The 20,805-nt window shown below is 72.4% G+C and carries 14 protein-coding genes; 5 read left to right on the plus strand and 9 right to left on the minus strand.

From position 1 onward, the window contains the following. Entirely contained in the window at positions 1-1,044 is a 1,044-nt protein-coding gene (locus tag ICW24_RS03695; RefSeq protein WP_226344366.1) for a sensor histidine kinase, read from the plus strand. Here ICW24_RS03695 and ICW24_RS03700 read toward each other — a convergent pair. Next, positions 1,021-1,536 (minus strand): GtrA family protein, encoded by a 516-nt coding sequence (locus ICW24_RS03700; RefSeq protein ID WP_226344367.1) that lies wholly within the window; start codon positions 1,534-1,536, stop codon positions 1,021-1,023. The two genes, ICW24_RS03695 and ICW24_RS03700, sit on opposite strands and share 24 nt — an antisense overlap. A 416-nt stretch (positions 1,537-1,952) precedes the next feature. Between ICW24_RS03700 and ICW24_RS03705 the strand changes: the two genes are divergently transcribed. Both ICW24_RS03705 and purE read left to right on the plus strand, forming a co-directional pair. Then, positions 1,953-3,155, plus strand: coding sequence for a 5-(carboxyamino)imidazole ribonucleotide synthase (locus ICW24_RS03705; RefSeq protein WP_226344368.1), 1,203 nt, complete (start codon positions 1,953-1,955; stop codon positions 3,153-3,155). Between the two features lie 147 nt (positions 3,156-3,302). Then, a complete protein-coding gene (gene purE, locus ICW24_RS03710; protein WP_226344369.1) occupies positions 3,303-3,818 on the plus strand; it encodes a 5-(carboxyamino)imidazole ribonucleotide mutase in 516 nt (171 codons plus the stop codon). A gap of 515 nt (positions 3,819-4,333) precedes the next feature. On the opposite strand, the gene ICW24_RS03715 is transcribed toward purE, so the two are convergent. The 4 genes from ICW24_RS03715 to ICW24_RS03730 all read right to left on the minus strand — a co-directional run bounded on the left by ICW24_RS03715 (position 4,334) and on the right by ICW24_RS03730 (position 11,023). Further along, the gene (locus tag ICW24_RS03715; protein WP_226344370.1) at positions 4,334-5,857 is read right to left on the minus strand and encodes a hypothetical protein; all 1,524 of its coding nucleotides are present in this window, start codon (positions 5,855-5,857) and stop codon (positions 4,334-4,336) included. A 692-nt stretch (positions 5,858-6,549) separates the two neighbouring features. Continuing rightward, positions 6,550-7,329 (minus strand): hypothetical protein, encoded by a 780-nt coding sequence (locus tag ICW24_RS03720; RefSeq protein WP_226344371.1) that lies wholly within the window; start codon positions 7,327-7,329, stop codon positions 6,550-6,552. Positions 7,330-7,519: 190 nt separating this feature from the next. Next, complete coding sequence (locus ICW24_RS03725; protein WP_226344372.1) at positions 7,520-9,040, minus strand: HNH endonuclease signature motif containing protein; 1,521 nt, start codon at positions 9,038-9,040, stop codon at positions 7,520-7,522. A gap of 288 nt (positions 9,041-9,328) precedes the next feature. Further along, positions 9,329-11,023 (minus strand): heparinase II/III domain-containing protein, encoded by a 1,695-nt coding sequence (locus ICW24_RS03730; protein ID WP_226344373.1) that lies wholly within the window; start codon positions 11,021-11,023, stop codon positions 9,329-9,331. A gap of 194 nt (positions 11,024-11,217) precedes the next feature. On the opposite strand from ICW24_RS03730, the gene ICW24_RS03735 reads away from it, so the two are divergent. Then, entirely contained in the window at positions 11,218-12,138 is a 921-nt protein-coding gene (locus ICW24_RS03735) for a hypothetical protein (RefSeq protein WP_226344374.1), read from the plus strand. Between the two features lie 172 nt (positions 12,139-12,310). On the opposite strand, the gene ICW24_RS03740 is transcribed toward ICW24_RS03735, so the two are convergent. Next, positions 12,311-13,048: a hypothetical protein gene (locus ICW24_RS03740; protein WP_226344375.1), complete on the minus strand. Its 738-nt coding sequence runs from the start codon at positions 13,046-13,048 to the stop codon at positions 12,311-12,313. 783 nt (positions 13,049-13,831) lie between these two features. Here ICW24_RS03740 and ICW24_RS19600 point away from each other — a divergent pair. Further along, on the plus strand, positions 13,832-16,360 hold the full coding sequence (locus tag ICW24_RS19600; protein WP_226344376.1) for a cell wall-binding repeat-containing protein: 2,529 nt from the start codon (positions 13,832-13,834) through the stop codon (positions 16,358-16,360). A 643-nt stretch (positions 16,361-17,003) separates the two neighbouring features. On the opposite strand, the gene ICW24_RS03750 is transcribed toward ICW24_RS19600, so the two are convergent. From ICW24_RS03750 to ICW24_RS03760, 3 genes are all read right to left on the minus strand, one after another. Next, a complete protein-coding gene (locus ICW24_RS03750; protein ID WP_226344377.1) occupies positions 17,004-18,671 on the minus strand; it encodes a cell wall-binding repeat-containing protein in 1,668 nt (555 codons plus the stop codon). A 351-nt stretch (positions 18,672-19,022) separates the two neighbouring features. Then, the gene (locus ICW24_RS19605) at positions 19,023-19,769 is read right to left on the minus strand and encodes an NPCBM/NEW2 domain-containing protein (protein WP_226344378.1); all 747 of its coding nucleotides are present in this window, start codon (positions 19,767-19,769) and stop codon (positions 19,023-19,025) included. 290 nt (positions 19,770-20,059) lie between these two features. Further along, positions 20,060-20,740, minus strand: coding sequence for an NPCBM/NEW2 domain-containing protein (locus tag ICW24_RS03760; RefSeq protein ID WP_226344379.1), 681 nt, complete (start codon positions 20,738-20,740; stop codon positions 20,060-20,062). Between the last annotated feature and the right edge of the window lie 65 nt (positions 20,741-20,805).

The raw sequence follows: 20,805 nt of genomic DNA on the forward strand, positions 1-20,805 counted from the left end.
GTGCACGCCGTCCTGCGTCGCACCGCGCTCGTCGCGACGGCGATGACCGCGGGGTTCGTCGGGGTCCTGTGCACGGCGGGAGCCCTGTTCGTGAACTTGCGCGACATCCAAGACGGCGGGGTGCTCGTGGGAGCGTGCGCCGTCCTCGGGGTGCTGCTCGCGTCCCTCGGGGCGCAGCGCTACGCCGAGTGGGAGGCGCGCACGATCGCGGGGTTCCTCGACGTCGTCGCCCGCCAGGCCGAGCGACTCGGGACCGGCGACCACGACCCGGCGCACCTGCCGGTCGGGGTGCCCGAGATCGACGCGGTCGGCTCGTCCATCGCCCGCAGCTCGCGGCAGCTGCTCGGGGCGCTCTCGAGCGAGCGGGAATTCGCGGCCGACGCCTCGCACCAATTGCGCACGCCGCTGACCGCGCTGCTCATGCGGCTCGAGGAGATCGGCATGACCGACAACATCGACACGGTCCGGGAGGAGGCCGCGGTCGCGATCGAGCAGGCGGAACGCCTCGACGCGACGGTGGCGACCCTGCTCGCCCGCAGCCGGCGGTCGGGGGACGTGTCGCGGCCGGTCCGGGTGGACCACGTCCTCGTCCTGCTGCAGCGGCACTGGCAGCCGCGGTTCGAGCTCGACCACCGCTCGATCGCCGTGACGGGGGCCCGCGGCGTGCGGGTGACGTCGACCGAGACCGCGCTCGAGCAGATCCTCAGCACCCTCGTCGAGAACGCGCTCGTCCACGGCGGCGGGACCGTGAGCATCGACGTGCGCCACTCGGGGCCGTCGGTGGTCGTCTCCGTCGTCGACGAGGGGGAGGGGATGACGGCCGACATGGCGCGCCGGGCCTTCGAGCGGCACGCGAGCACGAGGAGCACCGGCATCGGGCTGCCCCTGGCCCGCGACCTCGCGGAGCGGCACGGCGGGCGCCTGGAGCTCGTGTCGCCGCGGCCGGCGCACTTCGAGCTGTTCCTCTCCGGCGTCGAGGACGAGGCGGCCACGGCGGCGCCGGAGGGCGGGAGCGGCGGGTCAGCCGCGGCGGGCGGGGACTGAGCGCTCGGCCGGCTGGGGCGTCAGATCTTGGAGCTCGTGCACGAAGACGAACCGGCGGTAGGCCCAGAAGCGGAACAGCGTGCCGAGGCCGATCCCCACGCCGCGGGCCACGGACTCCCATGTGAGGGCGTCGGCGTGCAGGACGTCGATCGCGAGGGCCACGCAGGCGACGGTGATGAGCGCGCCCACGACGTTGAAGGCCGCGAAGAGCAGACCTTCGCGGACGAGGTCGTCGCTGCGCTTGTCCCGGAAGGTCCAGTACCGGTTGCACACCCACGAGAAGAGGGTGGCGACCGCGGTGGCGGCCACCGAGGCGAGCTTGGCGTGCGTGTACAGCGGCCCGTGCTCCGGGCCGAACCAGCCGTAGCGGAAGAACGCGTAGGCGCCCATGTCGACGAAGACGCCGATGCCGCCGACGACCCCGAACTTGGCCGCCTCCGCGAGGAACATCCCCCACCAGCCCCGGAGGCGGTCGCGCAGCGACGTGCTCATGCGACGGCTCCTCGAGTCGGGGTCGGGGTCGGGCCGGGTGGCCGGCGGGGCGCGAGCCGGGCTCGGCGGCGCCCGGAGGGCCGGGCGGGCGGCGCGACAGCGGTGACTCCACAGCATACGGATCAGGCTGGGCGGGAGCTGGACCGTCGGCGGGGCTGGGGGTGGCTGTGGCGGCGGGGGACTCGGTCGGGCTCCGGGAGCGGTGCGGTCGCGTCGGCGCGAGTCGGACTGTCGGACGCGCGAGGCGGGAAGTGCGAGGCGTGCGGGTGAGCGGCTTCGCGGCGAGCGGGCGGCGCAGGAGGGAATGGGGCGGAGGGAACGGGCCTGCGACGAGGGGGCCGGCGAGGGGGCCGTGGCGCGGGAGCGCCGTCGGGGCGGACGGCCTCGCGGGCGGGGGCGCCGGTAGTCTCACCGGCGTGAGCACCCCCAGACGCGCACCCGGCGGATTCCCGGTCGTCGGCATCATCGGCGGAGGCCAGCTGGCGCGGATGTGCGCGCCGCCGGCGGTGGGGCTGGCCGTCACCCTCGACGTCCTCGCCGAGTCGCCCGACGCGAGCGCCGCGCTCGTCGTGCCGGCCGCGCCGGTGGGGGCGTGCGACGACCTCGAGGCGGTCCGGGCCTTCGCCCGCGACTGCGACGTCGTCACCTTCGACCACGAGCACGTTCCGGGGCCCGTCCTCGCCGCCCTCGAGGCCGACGGGGTGCCGCTGCACCCGTCGCCGGCGGCGCTGCGGTTCGCGCAGGACAAGCTCGCGATGCGGGAGCGGATGGAGGCGATCGGGGTCGCGAATCCGCGCTGGGCCCGGGTCCGGACGCGGGCCGACCTGGAGGCGTTCGGGGCGCAGGCCGGATGGCCGCTCGTGCTCAAGACCCCGCGGGGCGGTTACGACGGCAAGGGAGTTCGGGTCGTCGACGCGCCGGAGCAGGCCGCCGACTGGCTCGAGGCCGCGCGGGCGGGGCAGGCGCCGTTCGAGGACGGGATCCTCGCCGAGGAGCGGGTCGGGTTCGTCCGGGAGCTGGCCGTGCTCGTGGCGCGCAGCCCGAGCGGGCAGGCGTCGGCGTGGCCCGTCGTCGAGACGGTGCAGGTGGGCGGCATCTGCACCGAGGTGCTCGCCCCCGCGCCGGGACTGTCGGACGAGCTGGCCGGCACCCTCGTCGAGGCGGGGCTGCGGATCGCGGGCGAGCTCGGCGTTACCGGCGTCATGGCCGTCGAGATGTTCGAGGTGCCCGACGCGGACGCGCCCGGCGGGACCAGCTACGTCGTCAACGAGCTCGCGATGCGCCCGCACAACAGCGGGCACTGGAGCATCGACGGGGCCGTGACCAGCCAGTTCGAGCAGCACCTGCGGGCGGTGCTCGACCTGCCGCTCGGCTCGACCACACCCCGCGCGCGGTGGACCGTCATGGGCAACGTGCTCGGCGGGGAGTATCCCGAGCTGTACGGCACGTACAAGCACCTCCTCGCGCGCGACCCGGGGCTGAAGATGCACCTGTACGGCAAGGGGGTGCGGCCGGGGCGAAAGATCGGGCACGTCAACGTGTGCGGCGACGACCTCGGCGACCTGCGCGCCCGCGCCGCCCACGCCTGCGACTACCTGCGCGGGACGGTCACCGAATGACGCCCGCCCGACGAAACCCCGCCCGATCAAGCGAGCAACTCGCGTCGCTGCGTGTCATCCCGGGCCTCGAGGTCGTCCGCCCGGCCGACGCCAACCCGCCCGAGCAGACCCCGCCCGACGAACCGCCCGCCGACACCGGAGGACCGCATGAGTGAGACCGCCCCCCTCGTCGGGGTCGTCATGGGCAGCGACAGCGACTGGCCCACGATGGAGGCCGCCGCGCAGGCGCTCGAGGAGTTCGGCGTGGCCTACGAGGCCGACGTCGTCTCGGCGCACCGGATGCCCACCGAGATGATCGAGTACGGGCAGCGGGCGGCCGACCGCGGCCTCCGGGTCGTCATCGCGGGGGCCGGGGGCGCGGCCCACCTGCCCGGGATGCTCGCGGCGGTGACGCCGCTGCCGGTCATCGGGGTGCCGGTGCCGCTGAAGCACCTCGACGGGATGGACTCGCTGCTCTCGATCGTGCAGATGCCTGCCGGCGTACCGGTGGCGACGGTGTCCGTCGGCGGGGCCCGCAACGCCGGCCTCCTCGCGGTGCGGATCCTCGCCTCCGGCGGCGGCGACGACGCGGCCGCGCTCCGGTCGAGGATGCTCGACTTCCAGCGCGACCTGCGCGACCAGGCCCACGCGAAGGGCGCGCGCCTGCGCGAACGCCTGGGCTGAGAGTGCCTCCGGCTGAGGCATCCACCTGTTGAGATGTCACGTCTGACCGGCCGGAATCATCCGCCGTCGGTCAGAACCGTCATCTCACGATGTGGCACCCCCGTGGTGGGTGGGTGTCAGCGTGTCAGCGTTCGTTCCCACCGCCTGCGCTGAGGGCGCGTCCGGCTGTTGAGATGTCACGTCTGACCGGCGCGGATCGTCCGCCCTCGGTCACAACCGTCATCTCAGGATGCGGCGTCCGCCCCGGGTGGGTGGGTGTCAGCGTTCGCCCCCACCGCCTGCGATGAGGGCACGTCCGGCTGAGGGCGCGTCCGGCTGTTGAGATGTCACCTCTGACCGGCGCGGATCGTCCGCCCCCGGTCACAACCGTCATCTCACGATGTGGCGCCCCCGCGGGGGTGGGGGTCAGCGGCCATAGGCGATGCCGTCGAGGCGGAGCAGGTTGCGCTTGCCCGTGGGGACGTCGACGACCTTGACCGTGTGGGCGCCCCATCGGACGGGGACGGCCTTGATCATCACGCGGCTGCGCCCTTGGGCGCGTACGTGTTGATGAGGGCGGCGGGCCGGCCGTCGACGTAGACGCGCGCCTTGGCGCCGAGGGGGCCGGTCGCGAACCACAGGAGGACCTTGTCGGTCTTCGCCGTGCGCACGGACCATGAGGCGCCGGCGCGGGTGGTGCCCACGAGGGTGCCGCCGATCGCCGTCTTGTCGGGCGTGCGCACCCAGCCGCGGGGGCCGCTCGTGACGTCGAGGGGCACGTACACGGTGGTCGGGGAGGTCCACGGTGTGGCCTCGATCCCGGCGCGGCGGGCGCTGATCCGCACCTGGTAGACGCCGCCGGGCAGGCCGCTGAGGTTCGCCGAGAGCGCCTTGGTGCCCGCGAGCCACGGCCTCCAGGTGGTCGGGATCTCCTCGCCCCACGCGTTGCGCGTCGGCGCGGTGCGGAACTGGACGTCGTAGGTGAACCGGTCCTTCGACAGGTACGGCGGCGCCCAGCGCACGACCGAGCGCCGGCCGATGCCGGCCTCGTGCAGCGGCGCGACGATCGCGGGCTTCTTCGGCAGGGGCATGCAGGTGGCCTCGGTGACGGTCCACGTCGTCCGGCCATCGAGGACGGTCTCGCGGTCGACGGGGGTGGCGGTGACGACGACCTTCGTCTTCGTGCCGATCGGCACCTCGACGAGCGGGGTCTTCGCGTCCGCCTTGACCGGCTTGCCGTCGACGATCCACGTGATGCCGTCCACTGCCGTGACGACGACGTTCGGGTTCGGCTTCGTGCTCTTCGCGCCCGGCTCCGCGGGCTCGGCGAGCTTGAAGGTCGGCACGGCCGTGTCCGGCACCGCGACGGTCCGGCTGGGGTCGAACGTGTGCGTCCACCGCGTCTGGCTCAGCGGGATCGGCGTGCCGTCCTCGTCGGCGAGGCGGTACCCCTTCGCCGCCGTGGCGGTCACCGTGACGGTGCCCTTGCCCGGCTGCGTGCCCGACTTGGGGGAGTACACGACCCCCGTCGTGGTGGGCACGGTGAGCGTGTCGTTCGCCTTGCCGGGCAGGTCGTCGAACGTGGGCTCTTCGGGCTCGACGCAGTCCTCGTTCGTCAGGACAAAGGTGTCGGTGCCGCGGGCGCTCGCGCCGTCGATGCGCACGTGCTGCATTTGGTCGTCGACGACGCGGAACGTGAGCCCCTTGACGGCCAAGCTGTCGATGTAGTTGGAGCGCCGGGTCCAGGTCCAGGTGTTGCCGTTGAGGGCCATCTGCTCGGTGGCCATGATCTTCGGCGATCGAGGGTTTGCGGGGTCGGATGGGACAAGGACCGTGGGGAATTCGAGCGTGTAGCTCGATCCCGAGCCGGTCACCGAGACGCTGTCGACTCTTCCGCAGCCGTCGATGGGGGTGGCAATCGCGTCGGAAACGGCTCCGGAGGCCAGGGGCGTCAGGCCGGTGAACGCGACGGCGAGGGCGGCGGACCCGCCGAGCAGCGCGGTGCCGCGGGAGGCGGCGAGCGGTGTGCGGGGTCGCCGCGGCGCGGAGTGCTTGCCCATGAGGTCCTTCTCTCGTGATCATCCGTGATCCGGGCGCGCATCCTGCGGCCCGCGCCGCCGTCCGGGCAGCGCTGTCCTTTTCCGTACGGCCGCTGCTCGGGTCACCCCAGCATCGCGCACATCACGATTCGGTAACGGCCCGTCGAACGCTCGAGGATCCCCGGTGTCAAGCGACGTCGCGCCGAGAGGGGCTATGCCGACAAGCCGTGGCATGAACGCCCGCTGTCCGAGTCCGACCGACGCCCGCGGCAAACACTGCAGCGGGGCGACACAGACGGGGCGGCGACCGGGGAGAGCTTCGACAAGTTCGGCCGCAACGAGGTGGCGTGATCGGTCCGCGGTGGCCCGGCGGCGTTCCGGCCGCCGGACGATGGAGGGCCGACGGCGACCGTGGTGAGGTGCGACAACGTCGGTCGTGGGGAGCATGCGCCCGGGTCCCGCGGTGGCCTGCCGGTGTTCCGGCCGCCCGGATGATGGCGGGCCGGCGGCGACCGTGGGGAGGTGCGACGACGTTGGTCGGGGGGAGGTGGCGCGCTCGGTCCCGCGGCGGCCCGGCGGCGTGCCGGCCGCCGGACGATCGGCGACCGTGGGGAGGTGCGACGGAGTCGGTGCGACAGGGGCGGCCGCGGCGAGGCGGAGCGATCAGGCCGCGAACCGCCCGAGACCCGGCTCGTCCTCCTGTCGCGACGAGATCAGTCGCGGGGCAGGCCGGTGGCGTTCCAGCCGTAAGCGTTCGCGACGTGGGGGCTGGAGTCGAGGACGCGGCCGGTGTGCACGGACGTCGCGCGCCACGCCCCCGAGCGCCACGTGTAGGTGCGGACGGTACCGTCCATGACGTTCGGGTTCCGGGAGAAGTCGCGCTCGTAGATCGAGGCCGTGAGGGTGGTGACGCCGCGGCGGGTGGCGAACCGGTAGCCCTTGCTCACGGAGAGGGCGCCGTCGGTGCTCCACTCGGCGTCGCCCGTCGACGGGTCGGCCTGCGCGACGAGTCGGCCGCCGCGCCACGAGAACATCCGGAACATCGCCGTGTGCGCCCCGAACCCGCTGCGCACGACGATCTCCGCGCCGGGCGCGCCGTCGAGGGCGGCCGCGCCGTACCAGGCGGGCTCGCCGAACAGCCAGGGCGTCTCGACGACGACGCTCGAGGACCGGCCCCGGGCGGTGCGCGTCGTGAGCCGCCACGCCAGGTCGCCGTGGGCGGTGGTGCGGGCGATGGTCGTCCGGTCGGCGCGGCCGTCGCCGTCGATGTCGGCGCGGGACACGAGCCGCGCGGCGGCGGTCGCCGTCCGGGTCGGCGCGGCGGCCGGGGCGCTCGCGCGCGTGGCCGGGAACGAGGTCGAGGCGGTGGCGGGGGCGGCCGTCGCGGGGGCGGCGGTGGCGCCCAGGAGCCCCGCCCCGAGGGACAGGACCGCCGCGCGGCGCAGGGTGGTCGACCGACGGATGGACGGGACGGACCTCGACGTGCTGAACATGATGAAACCCCTGATGAAACGTGCCCCACGCGAGCACCCGATGGTGCTCACGCCGTCATGGTGCGCCTGTTCTGTGCCCACCGGTGGGGCAGTGAGTGCCCTCCGGCGTGTCGGCCAATCGCGGTGTCGCGCCGGAGGCTTCGCCCGCCCGGGGAGTCCACGGCCCCGGGCGGGCGGACGCGCCGGCCCGTCAGCGCTCGTCGAGCGTCAGGAGGGTGGCGAAGTCGAGGTGCAGGGTGTGGAACTCGCCCGGTGATCGGGGGTGCGCGGCGGCCCGCCGCAGCGTGTGGCTCAGCTCGGCGCCGGTGCGGGGTTGCCCGGTGATGCGGATCGACGCGGGTCGGCCGTCGGGGCTGGGGCGGGGTGGTTCGTGGCCCGGCCAGTCGGGCCGGGGGGTGAGGTCCCAGACCACGCCGTCGGCGGTGACGGTCGCGGCGTAGTGCCGGGCGTGGACGACGTCGTGGTGGCGCGCGCACAGCGACGCGAGGTGGTCGACGTCGGTGGGGCCGCCGAGGCCCCAGGGGATGAGGTGGTGGGCCTCGGTCCAACTGTGCGGCCGGTCGCAGCCGGGGAAGGTGCAGCCGCCGTCGCGGACCGACAGCAGGGTCCGCTGCCGGGCGGTCGCCAGGCGGAAGCGGCGGCCGACGTCGAGGACGTGCCCACCCCCTCCGCTCTGCCCGAGAGAACCGGCGCCCTCGTCGTCCGCCCCGGGGCGGCCGGTGTGGCGGTCGAGGACGACGGGGGTGAGGCCGCCGTCGCAGACGAGCCGGTCGATGAGGTCGAAGGAGAGGGGCTGGCCGGTCTCGGTGGTGGCGTACCCGCGGCGGCCGTGGTCGGCGAGCTGCTCGGCGGTGAGGGTGACGACGACCTGCGCGCGGGTCGCGGACCCGGGGCGGGTCTCGGGCAGCGCGGTGGGGTCGGTGCCGACGTGGGTGAGGACCTCGACGAGCACGTCGGCGCGGCGCTGGGCGCGGTCGCGGGCGTCGGTGGTGCCGTCGGGCCGGACGAACGCCGCGGAGCGGGCGTCGAGGACCGCGGCGACCTGCGCATGTGCGCCGGGGTCGAGGCGCAGGGTGGCCACGTACATGCCGGAAGCGTCGGTGCGGAACTCCCCGAAGCTGCGCAGCCGGCGCTGGACGCGGGCGCGCTCCTCGAACTCGCCCTCGTCGCCGTAGTTGGCGATGATCGCCTCGTGCGCCTCGGCCAGGCGCCGCACGCCCACCCCGGAGGCGAGGTAGTCGACGAGCGTGTCGGTCGCGACGTCCCACAGCGCGGCGGGGATCCGGGGCCGCATCGCCCGGAACTCCCGGAGCGCGGCCGCGGTCTCGTGGGCTCCGATTCGCCCGGCCGTCGCCGCGCCCATGAGACGGGTCATGCCCCCGTCGTCGGCGCCGGCCGCCGCCTTCGCGAGGTCGGACGCGAACGACGCCGTCAGCGTGACCCCGCCCGCCGCTGCGGTCTCCCGCGCCCAGCCGGCCGGGGTCGGGTGATCCGAGGACGAGACGACGCCCCGCTGGGTGGCCTCGACGAGCGTCGCCAGCGCCGCGCCCTCCGCGACCGCCCGCAGGCGGGTCAGGGCCGCGAACGTCTTGCCGAGCGACTCCTCGGGCAGGCGTGTGAGCGCACTCCGGGCGTCGTCGATCGCGGCGAGGGCGTCGGCCAGAGCGGCGGACACCTCACCCTCGCTCGTGAGCTCGACGGTGGTGGTCACTCGTCCAGTTTTGCTCGAACTGGCGAACGAAAGAAGGCTACTGATCAGTAATTTATCACCTAGTCCGAAACGGTTGAACTATGCTCGCTTGCCCGTTCGGTCAGCCCCTGCCCTGTCAGCGGCACCCGTCGTCGAGCGGATGAGTCGATGCCCGGCGCTCACCCCCGATCGGCCCCCGGCCGTTCGCATCGGCCACGTGCCGAGCGGGCTCGTCGATGCCGGGCCTCTCCCCGCCCGACCTCACGGCTACCGCGCCCGGAAACCCCTCCCGGGGGAGCACACCCGCCGTCAGCGCACCTGGAACGTCGTGGTGGCGGTGCCGGCGGTCCAGCGGATGCGCAGCTCCCAGTTGGGCACCCGCTGGCCGAACGCGGGGAAGTGCCAGCCCGCGACGGGGCGGGTGGCGCCGCGCACGGCGGAGGCGAGGCGGCCGGTGGTGCGGATCGTCAGGGTGCGGCCGTCGGGATGGCGGAACGACATCGTGGTGCGGCCGGCGCGCAACGACACGGCCTGCCACTCCGGCCCGAGGTGCCAGTACTGGGTCGCGGCGCCGCGGGCGAACGCGTCGCTGACGGACACGGTGCGGGTGGCATCGGTGACGGCGACGGTCCGCTTGTGGGCGAGGCCGTGCGCGCGGTCGGCGAGCACCCAGGTGCGGGTGCCGCGGCGCAGGCTCGTCGCGGTGACGGCGGCGGTGGCGCGGGTGTCGTAGCGGCGGCGGTCGGGGACGGCGACGTTGTTCGCGGCGACCGACTTCTGGTAGGTCACGTAGGGGCTCCGCGGGTCGTTGGCGCCGTATCCGGTGCCGACGAGCACGCGCGTCCCGGCGGTCGACCACGTGAGGCTCGTCTTGTCGGGGTGCCCGTGCGCCCACTGCCGCGGCCCGTACCGCAGCGTGTAGTGGTTGCCGAGCGGCGAGGACCAGGAGTCGCGGCCGACGACGAGACCGCCGGCGTCGTCGCGGAACACGCCCACGTCGCGGCGGGCGGGAGCCGGCATCCCGGGGGTGTGGCCGGCGTCGCCGTACTGCGCGAGGCGCCCGTCGGGCTCGGTGAGCCACTGGGCCACGTTGGTCGCCCGCGCGACGGTCCCGTTGATGGCGCGCACGGTCGGGTCGGTCGGGTTGAGCTGCGCGAGCGAGCGGGCCGCGCCGGCCCAAAGGCCCAGGTTGACGAGCTGGTAGGCCGACGACTGCTCGTGGGACGTCCCGAGCCGGGTGAACGCCGAGCCCGCCTCCGCCCGAATCCGCGCGCTCGCGGCGCGTACCCAGTCGGGTCGGCCGATGAGCAGGCCGGCGTCGACGAGCCGCAGGTTCGCCATGAGGCCGTGGTTGTGGGTGCGGCGGTAGGGCGGCCCGTAGTAGCGCGGCCCGAACTGCACGGCCGCCTCGGCCTTCATCGCGGCGACGAGGCGCGGGTCGCGGGTCATGCGGTACAGGCAGTTGACGGTCTCGAGCCGGCGCAGCGAGCTGCCCTCGTCCCACCCAGCGGCGTTCGTGCCGCGATCGGGGTTGCCGCGGTAGAACTCCATGACCTGGCCGATGAGGGCGTCGCGGGAGCGCATCTGACCGTCGTCGACGGCCCGGCGCACCGAGGGCGAGATCCACCTGAAGCTGTAGAACCACAGCAGCCACGCGGGGTCGGCGACCGGGGGCTTGCGCCAGATCTCCGGGGCCATCGCGCCGATGGTGAACGTCGGCGCCGGGGCATAGTCGATCCGGATGGGGGCGCCGTCCGGGACGGGCTGCTCCGCGCTCGCGACGCATGGGGCCGTGGCGGGGGCAGCGGCGGCGAGGCGCCGGCCGGACGTGCGCACGACCGTCGGCGCGGGCGTGAGGATCGCGCCCGGATCGGCGGGCGCGACGAACGTCTGCGGCGGCGGGTCCGGGGTGGTCGTCGGGCCGGGCGAAGCGATGGCGGTGGACGCCGTGAGGCCGAGGCACAGCAGCGCCGTCGTGGCCGCGGTGGCGGGGGTGGCGAACATGATGCCTCTCGGGTGGCGTCGTCGGTGCCCTCCCTGTCGGCCGGGCCGACCGGCAACTGAGGGCCCTTTGACCCGCTCCCGGGGGCGATCGTCAAGCGGTTCAACGAGGTTCGCCGGGGCAGTCACCGCCCTGCTGTGGGTGCGCCGCGCAGGAGGAAGATTGGGGGCGATCGAGTAGCGGGAGGTGGACGGCTGTGACCGTTCGGTTGGTGTACCGGTCCTACGGCGGCGAGAACGGCAAGGGCCGCCCCGCGTACTACGACAAGGACATGGCGTTGGCCTCGTTCCTCCGGGCGGCGGGCCGGGCGCGGGAGTCCGGGGCCGACGTCGAGGTCGTGTTCGCCAACGACGGGCCGATCGCGGAGCATCGGGCCGCCCTCATGCGGCGCCACGGCCCGGTGTACTCGACGCCGCGGGGCCCGGTCGGCCCGCAGGCCAGCTACCGGTTCGCCCTCGACCTCCCGGACCTGCTCGGGTGGGACCACGGTGACGTCGTCGCCTACAACGAGGACGACTACCTCTTCGACCCCGACGCCTTCGCCGCGCTCGCGCGGGCCGCCGACGAGCTTCCCGACGCGCACTACTTCGCGCTCGGGCACGGCCGCCCCACCGACCTCGCCGACCAGGCCCAGTGCCTCTTCTACGGCGTGCCGCCGGGGTGGGCGCCGGCGGCCGACCGCCGCGTCGGCGGCGTCACGTGGATCAACATCCTCGGCGTGACCAGCACGTTCGCGGGGCGGGTCGGGTCGCTGCGCCGCGACCGGCACATCTTCGAGATCGCGCAGAAGCCGTTCCGGAAGCGCTGGCTCGACCACGAGACGGCCCTGATGTACCAGGGCGTCGTCCCCTACTCGGGAGTCCGGTTCCTCACGGGGCTGGCCGAGCCGCTCCCGCTCACCCCCCGCGGCATCGCGCGGGCCATATACCTGCTGCCCTACCGGTTCGCCTACAACGCGAAGGCCCGCGCGCAGGGCACGCCGCACTACCTCTACGCGCCGTCGCCGCCGCTCGCCGCGCACCTCGAGACCGCCGTGCTCGACACCTCACGCGACTGGGGCGCCCTTGCCGCCGAGACGGTGGAGTGGGCGCGGCGCGAGCTCGTGTCGCAGGGCTGACGGGCGGCCGCTTCCTTCGGATCGCGGGGGCTCAGTCGTCGGCGTTCCCCGCACCAGCAGATGAGAAGGCGGGACCAGGGCGACCCCTGGTCCCGCCTCGTCGGTTCACCTCGTTCGCCCCCGGTCGCCAGATGTGCGTCTCGGCCGCGGTGACCCGCCCCGGCCGGCCCGGTCAGCGCCAGCGCAGGCCGAACAGGCCGGAGTAGTGGCGCTGGGCCGTGGCGTCGGGCACGAGGCCGGAGGGGCGGGTGGCGACGCGGACCCAGCCGGTGCGTCCCCAGCGGTACGTGGTGTGGGTGCCGCGGTAGGGCCCCCCATAGCGGACGCCGTTGAGCTCGTGGGCGACGACCTGCCGCGTCCCGCGCACCGTGGAGAACGTGTAGCCGGCGACGAGCATCCCGTGGTTGGCCACCATCCAGCTCGACCGGCGGGATCCGGGGGCGGGGGCGTTGACGAAGCGTCCGCCGCGGAAGGTGTAGACGCGCACGTCGGGGAAGTCGCCGACGGTCCAAAGGTCGAGGACGACCTCGCCGCCGCGCACCCCGTCGACGCCCGCGGCCCCCACCCACACGTAGTCGGTCGTGAGGTTGGTGCCCTCGTCGGGCAGCGTCACGGACATGCGGGCGCGGTGGCCCGTCGCCGTGCGCGTCTCGAGGAGGAACCGGTGAAGGCCGCGGGTGAACCCGACCTTGCGGAACGTGGTCGTGTCGGCCCGCCCGTCCCCGTCGATGTCGATGCGGCTGCGCTTGACCGGGCCGGTGGGCGCGGCCGCCCGTTCGGCGGACCGGGCGGCGGGCGCGGACGTGGCGGGCGCGGCGCTGCTCGGGGTCGGGGCGGCGACGAAGCCGAGAAGTCCGAGCGCCACGGCCGCGGCCGGCGCGGTGGTCCGGGTGATGAGCGAGTGAGTCATGGTCGTCCCCTCCGAAGGATCGGGGCGGGCCATGCCGTTCGGCGGCGCCGCCGTGTCGAGGGCGTCATCCTCCTCCGTGCACGCGCGCACGGACAGGGCGCAGGCTGCCCGCGGGGTAGGTGGGATGTCTGGGTGACTCAGCCACGAGTCTGAGCTGCCAGCCGGGGTATCGCGCGGCGCGTCGAAGCATGGATACGAACCGGTCACCCCATTCCGTGGTCCTGTGTAAAGGTGGCGTTCTCTCTGTCGCAGCCCCCGGGTGATGGACACGCGCCCGATTCATCGTCGGGGCTCGAGATGCTGCCAACGGGCGTATGCCATTCAAGTCGGTCGACCGACTTGAATAGCGGCTCGGTCGCGGTGGAATGGGTTCTTCATGCAAGTGCATCTTGATGGATGTGAGGGCGGGTGCGGTCGGATCGGCGGCGACCGCTACGCGAGCCGTCGATGTTCGCCCTGGTGAGAGTGGCACACGGCCGCTGCTGGTAGCAGACATGGACCCAAACGTGATCTACATCACAAGAGCTGCCCTCAGAAGAGCATGCCTCGCGCCGATCGCGCGCCTTGTCCATGAATTACTGGACGTACGTCTTGAATGCGCGAGCCGATCGAGTCTGAGTGTGAGGCGCATTGATCCGTAACGAAATCTGTGTATCTTCGATCTAGCGAGTGGATCGGAACCCCGGGGGGAATTGGGGCGCCGACCGGGGGAGGGCCCAACCGTGGGCTCCGCTCGTCTCAACCCCGAGTTACCTCACAGCACTATGCCTTCAGGAGGCCACAGTGAGCTCTGCAGCCAAGCTGCGTACCCGCGGGATCGCCATTGCCGGCGCCACCGCGATCGTCATGACGTCGTTCGGCCCTGCGGCCTTCGCCTCGTGGGACGACGCGCCCCAGACGGCAACCGTCGAAGCCGCCCAGACCACCGGCACGATCGGCGTCGTCGACTCCGACCCGGCCGACGCCCAAAACCAGGGTGCGACGCTGGTCGAACCGGGCAAGACGGGCCAGGCCATCGGTGACGTCCGCATCACCCTTCCCAACCGTTTCCGCGCCGGCGACATCGTCGACCTGGTCCTCATGGACCGCAGCGCCGCCGAAGCGACCAACGGCTTCACGAACTCCGGCCCGTCCACGTCGCTCGGCTTCTCGGGTGAGCCCACGGTTGCCGTCAGCGCCGTGCAGAACGACAACACCATCGTCGATGCGGACACCGACGCGGGCGGCACTACGACGCCGAACCCGAACATCGGTGAGACGGTGAGCAACCCTTGGATTGCCCCGGCCACGGTCGACCCGACCAACCCGACCACGGTCAAGCCCACGGTGGCGCCGACCTTCAGCACCGCCATTCAGCAGGACACCGGCCTGCAGGGCAAGAACCGCATTCGCCTCACGGTCACCTCCGACCCGTCGACGGGCGACCCGGACGCCATCTGGGCCGTCACGCTGTCCGGCCTCAAGGTCGACCTCGGCGCCAACGTCACCCCGGGCGAGCTCCGCGTCGTGCCGTTCGCCGCGAACCGCGACCCGGAGAGCCAGGCGTACACCGAGTCCACCTGGTTCCAGGCGAACGAGAAGAACGACGACACCGCGGCGGCCGACCGCGTCGTCAACACCTACACGGTGCCGGCCTACGTGTCCCCGGTCACCGTGTCCAGCGAGCTGCAGAACATCACGGCAGACGGACAGCCTCAGGCGGTCGGGACGCTGACGGTCGCCGAGACCACCGCGTACTCGATGGGTAACGGGACCTACCGTCTCAACGTCGACAATGCCACGATCGAGAATGAGGACGCGACGAGCATCCAGGTGACGACCACCGGTGGCCCGACGACGCAGCAGGTCAGCGGTGTGACCACCGGTACTGACGCCGGCACGGGTAACGATTACATCGAGTTCACGCTCGCCGGCGCCGACGCGGCGACGCTGAGCAACATCAAGGTCGACGGTCTGCTCCTCTCGACCACGACACCGGCGACCCTGGAGTTCTCCGTCACCGGTGGCACGATCAGCGGAACGGCCGCTTCGTGGCTCGCCGCCCCGGGTACGGGCACGCTCCCGGCCGGTGCGCCGACGCAGATCGGTGCCGCCGCGGACCTGGGTGTTGTCAACCAGGCCGACATCGAGGCGCCCCTCGACGAGCTCCTGCAGTCGGGCGTCGCCGTCGCGCCGTCGACGCGCATCGGTGGCAACAACCGCTACGAGACCGCCACGAAGATCGCGGCGACGCGACTGGGCGGTCAGTACGTCAAGTCGTCCACGATGATCATCGCCTCCGGCGAGAGCTACGCGGACGCGCTGTCGGCGTCCTACCTGTCGCAGCGGACCGGCGCGCCGATCCTGTTGACGATGCGCGGCATGCTCAACGAGGACACCCGCGACGCGCTGCGCAACCACCAGGTCGACCGCGTCTTCGTCATCGGCGGTGAGGCCGCCGTGAGTAGCGACGTGGCCACCACCCTGCGTGGTCTCAACACGTACCAGCGCGACGCGGTGACGGGCAACGTCACGGAGAGCACCGACAGCCTCCAGGTGACGCGTCTCGGCGGCGCCTCGCGCTATACGACGAACCAGCTCGTCAACATGTACGCCGCGGCCTGGGGCACGGGTACGACGCCGAACACCATCGGCAAGACGGTCTACCGGTACGGCGAGGCCGCCAAGAACACCGCCATCGTTGCGCGCGGCGACGTGTTCCCGGACGCGCTCGCGGCCGGTGTCCTCACCGAGGGTATGCGGATCAACGGCGCGACTCGCGGCGCAGACGCGGCTCTTCCGCTGATCCTCACTGAGCCCAACCGCCTCTCGGAGGCGGCCGAGGCTCAGGTCGACCGCCTCGACGTGCAGCACGCCCTCCTCATCGGAGACTCCGGCGCGCTGAGCGACACCGTCAAGACGGACCTCGAGGACAAGGGCCTCACCGACACCCGGATCGGGGGCGCCGACCGCTACGCGACCGCCGCTGCCGTCAACGAGTTCGCCATGCGCGATTCGGACGTGCGGGCCGCCAACACCTACCCGGGTCTCGGCTTCCTCGAGTACGTGAACGGCGAGGTGGCGGCCGGCAACACGGTCAACACCTACCTGGCCAACGGTCTGAAGTACCCGGACGCCCTCACGGCCGCTCCGTGGATCGGTGACCTGGGTGACACGCTCAGCCTCGTCCTCCCGAACGAGATCCCGGGCGGCACGCGCGACTTCCTCACCAAGCGCTCCAGCGACGTCGCTCGTGCGATCGCCCTGGGCCTTGGGGACGTCGTCAGCTTCAAGGTCCTCAACGACGCGAACGCCATCGTCTCCGCGAAGTGACCACGCTTCAACCGGTGAGCCGGCCATAGGGCCACTCATCAGCAGCGGGCCGGAACCTCTTGGTTCCGGCCCGCTGTGCGTTGTCGTTCGATCTGATGCCACCTCGCCCCGAGACGGTCAGCCGGCGATCGGTCATCGCGGCTGAGACTGGCGGAACGGAATGTGCCTTGCTCGCACACGTGACCCCGAGGTCCGGCTGGTCCAGACTCGCGATGGGGCGCCTGCGTGACAGGTCCTGCCGCGTCTGCATCCTCCACTCCGCTCCGAGCGCGCGGCTCTGACGGAGCCGGGGGCGGGCGTCAGTTTGTGGTCTACGAGAACAATGAGGCGTCAGGCTGACCGGTTGTCGACGCTGGTGTGCTTGCCCATGGCCTGCTGTGATGCCATGCGGGTCGGGCCGAACTTCTCCTCAGTCCGATCCCACGGATCCCTGCCCCGTCGAGCCCGTTCGACCCGCCCACGTGTTCATCGCGGGGAGCGTTGTTCTCAGGGCGTGCTCGCCTGCACGACGGGCTACGCCGGATGCTGCGTCGACACGCCGCCGCCAAGATGGCTCCTGAAACTGTCGGCCAACGCGTGGGCCGAGCGACGACGAACGCCCCGGATCGACCTGGTCCGGGGCGTTCGTCGTCCTCGTGGCGTGTCAGCCGAAGGTGGCGCTGGCGGTGGCGGTGCGGGTGCCGATCGTCTTGCCGGAGGCGTCGGTGTAGGTGATCGTCGAACTGAACCCGGCGCTGCCGCTGATCTGGCCCTGCGTGGAGGTCGTCAGGGTGCCGGAGCCGAGGGCGGGGTTGAGTGCCAGGGGGGCATCGACGCGAGCGTTGCCGGTCAGCGAGGCGACCATGAGTGTCCCGGAGATGGTCGTGGTCTCGGTGACCGTCTGGGGGACGTCGTTGACGATCGCCGAGATCGTGCGGGTCGTGGAGGCCTGCCGGTAGTTCATGGGGCCTGGCTTCCACTGCGTGGTCGGCTCGATCGAGAAGTAGAGGGGGCCGCCGACCGTCGGTCCCTGACCGCTCATCGCGATCGACCCGTTGCGGATGACCAGGGCATGGCTCCCCGAAAGGCCCACCCCACCGCTCTGGCTGATGAAGTAGCCGGTGGCCGATCCCGCCCCTCCGATGAAGCTGAGCGGGATGACGTTGCTGCCCTTGGCGGCGTCGATCCGGTTGACCGGGGCGGGCGGGGGCGGCGGCGTGTAGACCGGCGGGGGCGTGTAGACCGGGGGCGGAGTCGTCGTCGGGGCGGGGGTCGGCGTCGTGGGCGTCGGGGTGGGCTTGGGCGTGCTCGTCGGAGTCGGGGCGGGGGTCGGGGCGGGTGTGGGCGTCGTGGGCTGGTGCTTGGTGGCCTCGGCGATGAACGCGGCTGCGTCGGTCGCGGAGACCAGGGCGGTGGTGCCGAGGACGACGACCTTGGCGGGCTTGAGCGTGGCGAGGGCGGCGGTGGTCTCGGCCGAGCGGGCGCCGGTGACGTTGAGCAGGATCGGACCGTCGGTGACCGACCCGGCGGCCAGAGCGGACTCGGGGCGGATGCCGTCGGCCAGGTAGACGGTGCGGGCACCGCCCGGGAAGGCGGCCAGGGCGATCGCGGCGGCCGTGGCCGCTCGGTCCCGGCCTGCGAGGCGGGTGGCCTTGGCCTTGACCAGGGACGCCGCCGACGTCAGGCTCGTCGCGGCGATGGCGCCCTGGGAACCCAGCGCGGTGACGCGGGTGGGCTTGAGCCGCAGGATCTCGGCCTTCACCGCAGCGGGGAGGGCGCCACGGGGCGGCATCGGCAGGACCGGACCGTCGGTGAGGGTGCCGCCGGAGATCGCGTCGGCCATCGTGACGGAGTTGGCGAGGTAGACCGCGGTGGCGGTGGCGGGGAAGGCCCGCTTGGTGATGAGGGCAGCGGTCTCGTAGCGGTCCTTGCCGCCGAGACGCCCGGCGATGCGGCCCTTGGCCAGCGTCGTCAGGGTCGCCTGGCTCACGACGTCCGCGCCGCCGATCGCGATGACGCGGCGCGGGGCCAGACGGGCGATCTCGGCGCTGATGGAGGCGGGGACGGCGCCGGTGCGGGGGACGTAGAGCAGCGGGCCGTCGGTGAGGGCGCCCGCCGAGAGAGCGTCGGCCAGGACGTCGCCGCGAGTGATGTAGACCGTGGACGCGCCGATGGGGAAGGCGTGCCGGGAGATGGCGGCAGAGATGTCGTAGACCGTGCGCCCGGACAGGCGGGTGGAGGCGACGTCGGCCTGGGCCGGGGCGGGCGACAGGGCCAGGCTGGCGGACAGGGCGACCGCGGCGGCGATCGTCCTGGGGGTCAGGCGCTTCATCGTGGTGGTTCCTCTCGGATGCTCGCACTCGAGGTGGTGGTGACCAAGAGCGCGGGCTTCCCGGCATGGACACGTGGATAGCCGCGGGGCCCACGACGCCATTCGCGCGGGCGCCAACCGCTTTGCACGAGGCGCGTGGCGAATTTGGTCCGGGGGCGCCGTGGCCGGCGTCGGGGTGCGTGAAGTGTGAGGGTGGTACGAGGTTATTGCTGAGCCTGGGTGGTGGCGAGCTGCGCGAAAGCAACAGCTTGGTGGGTGGGCGGTGCGCACCGGCTAGTTGCGGTGCTGGTCCTCGACCGACATGCACGCGCCCCGCGTGGCAGGAACGCACGGGGCGCGCGCGCCAGTGTCTCAATCGACAGGGTCAAACTCGCCCGGAGGCGCTGTGCGCAGTACCTGTGCAGCGCCGAAGCCCACGTATTCACTACCGCCGTCCCGGTCGGTGGTCGCCAGCGTCAGTCGTTGAACGCCCTGCAGTCCGGACTCGACTGCCCGTCCCTCCGAGGACCCGAATTCTGCTCCGAAAAGTTGCCTTCCGTCGCCGAGGACTTGCAGAAAGTGCTTACCTTTGATGTGGTCGCCCCATGCGGGGGTTCCTGCAAAGGCGGTGATTCGCGAGCAGGTGCCATTGAGCCGGTAAGTTCTGAACGAATTGGATCCGAGCCAGCTCGAACCGATGAAGTACTGGTACGTCTGGCCGGCCAGCTCAGAGGCCGCGTTGGCCGTGGAGACGGCAGAGGCTGCGCTGGGCTTGTAGTTCGCCAGCCAATACCAACGTGCGACGGGTGGCGCCGAGACCACGACCGATGAGCTGAACGTGGACCTCTTGGCGAAAGTCGCGGCCACGCGGTAGGCCACGCGTCCATTGATCGGATGCTTCACCGCAATCCGGTAATTCCCGCGGTTGCTCGCTTTTGCCCGAGCAGGGAGCGTGCGCCAGTTCCTTCCGACGGCGTACTGCACGAGGACGCTTGCGCTTGAGGGTGCCTTGCCCGTGAACGAGATGACCTGATCCTTCTTGGCGGCCCGTACCGAAGCCCTGATGTTCGGCTTTGCCAGTGCCGGTGCCGCCGCCACAGCTCCGGGTGCGGTCTGCACCGCAGCAATAGACGCTGCGGCCTCTTGGGCCGAAGGTGCAGTTGCTCCCAGACAGTTGCCAAGGTCGTGGCTGCGCACACCGCAGCCCTGTGAAACGCCTGCATCGGCTGACTTCCTTCCGTGGGGCCGACTGCCTGGCGCCCCGCGGGTTCTGTCTTCACCCGTTCAGCTTCCGGGCTTCATCGGCGATCCTGGTCGACCGTGCTGGTCGCACGTCCGACACATTCCACATCGACCCGAAGATAATCGACTTGAGGGCATGAAGACGTCTTTCACAACGGCCGAATATGTCAGTCGACCGGGTCGGCCTCGCCGGGGGCGTGGGCGCAGTAGGCGCGCGCTCCTGTGATGCCGAAGCTCTCGGCGCCGGTGCCCTGGTCGACCATGCCGACGGTGAGGGTCTGGGCGCCGCTGACGTCGACCCGGACGGGTTCGCCTTGGCCGTCGAACACCTGCTTCGAGTACACCTGGATGGCGTCGGCCGCGAGGGACACCGTGTAATGGTCGTCGTTGCCGGGCGTATCGCCGGCGGCGCCGATGTAGCCCTCGACGATCGAGCACACGCCCGCGATGCGCCACGCCATGCTGCCGCCACCGGTGGCGGTGATCGCGTAGTTGCGCACCTGCCCGCCCAGCTCCGCCATCGTGGTGCGCTGGGCGCCGGTCTCGGCGATGGGCCGGTAGTTCGCCAGGTAGTACCACCCCTCGCCGCCGGTCGGCGCGACCGTGCCGCCGCTCGCGGCGGCGGGGTCGGCCAGAACTCCACCGACGTTCGAGTCGGTGCTCGCGGCCGGGTCGCTCAGGGTCGTCGCCGTCCCGGTCGGGGTCGGAGCGGTGGAGGCCGCCGTGTTCGCGGACGTGGAAGCGGCGGAGGTGGCGGGCGTTCCGCAGCCCGCGGCGAGAGCGGCGATGCCGAGCACGAGCGTCAGCGTCCGCGCGTGACGGATCGGGGGCCGAGCGCGCATGGTCATCGGGTCCTTCGGACGGGGGCCTGGGAGGCGGGAGTGGGGGCGGCGTCGCCGGTGGACGCCGGGGT

The sequence above is a fragment of the Agilicoccus flavus genome (assembly GCF_014857905.1).
GTDB classification, from domain to species: Bacteria; Actinomycetota; Actinomycetes; order Actinomycetales; family Dermatophilaceae; genus Agilicoccus; species Agilicoccus flavus.

Coding starts and splice junctions, on each gene's coding strand:
- ICW24_RS03750 (WP_226344377.1), bottom strand. CDS start 18,671: ATGAAGCGCCTGACCCCCAGGACGATCGCCGCCGCGGTCGCCCTGTCC.
- ICW24_RS03730 (WP_226344373.1), bottom strand. CDS start 11,023: ATGTTCGCCACCCCCGCCACCGCGGCCACGACGGCGCTGCTGTGCCTC.
- ICW24_RS03700 (WP_226344367.1), bottom strand. CDS start 1,536: ATGAGCACGTCGCTGCGCGACCGCCTCCGGGGCTGGTGGGGGATGTTC.
- purE (WP_226344369.1), top strand. CDS start 3,303: ATGAGTGAGACCGCCCCCCTCGTCGGGGTCGTCATGGGCAGCGACAGC.
- ICW24_RS03720 (WP_226344371.1), bottom strand. CDS start 7,329: ATGTTCAGCACGTCGAGGTCCGTCCCGTCCATCCGTCGGTCGACCACC.
- ICW24_RS03740 (WP_226344375.1), bottom strand. CDS start 13,048: ATGACTCACTCGCTCATCACCCGGACCACCGCGCCGGCCGCGGCCGTG.
- ICW24_RS03715 (WP_226344370.1), bottom strand. CDS start 5,857: ATGGGCAAGCACTCCGCGCCGCGGCGACCCCGCACACCGCTCGCCGCC.
- ICW24_RS03760 (WP_226344379.1), bottom strand. CDS start 20,740: ATGACCATGCGCGCTCGGCCCCCGATCCGTCACGCGCGGACGCTGACG.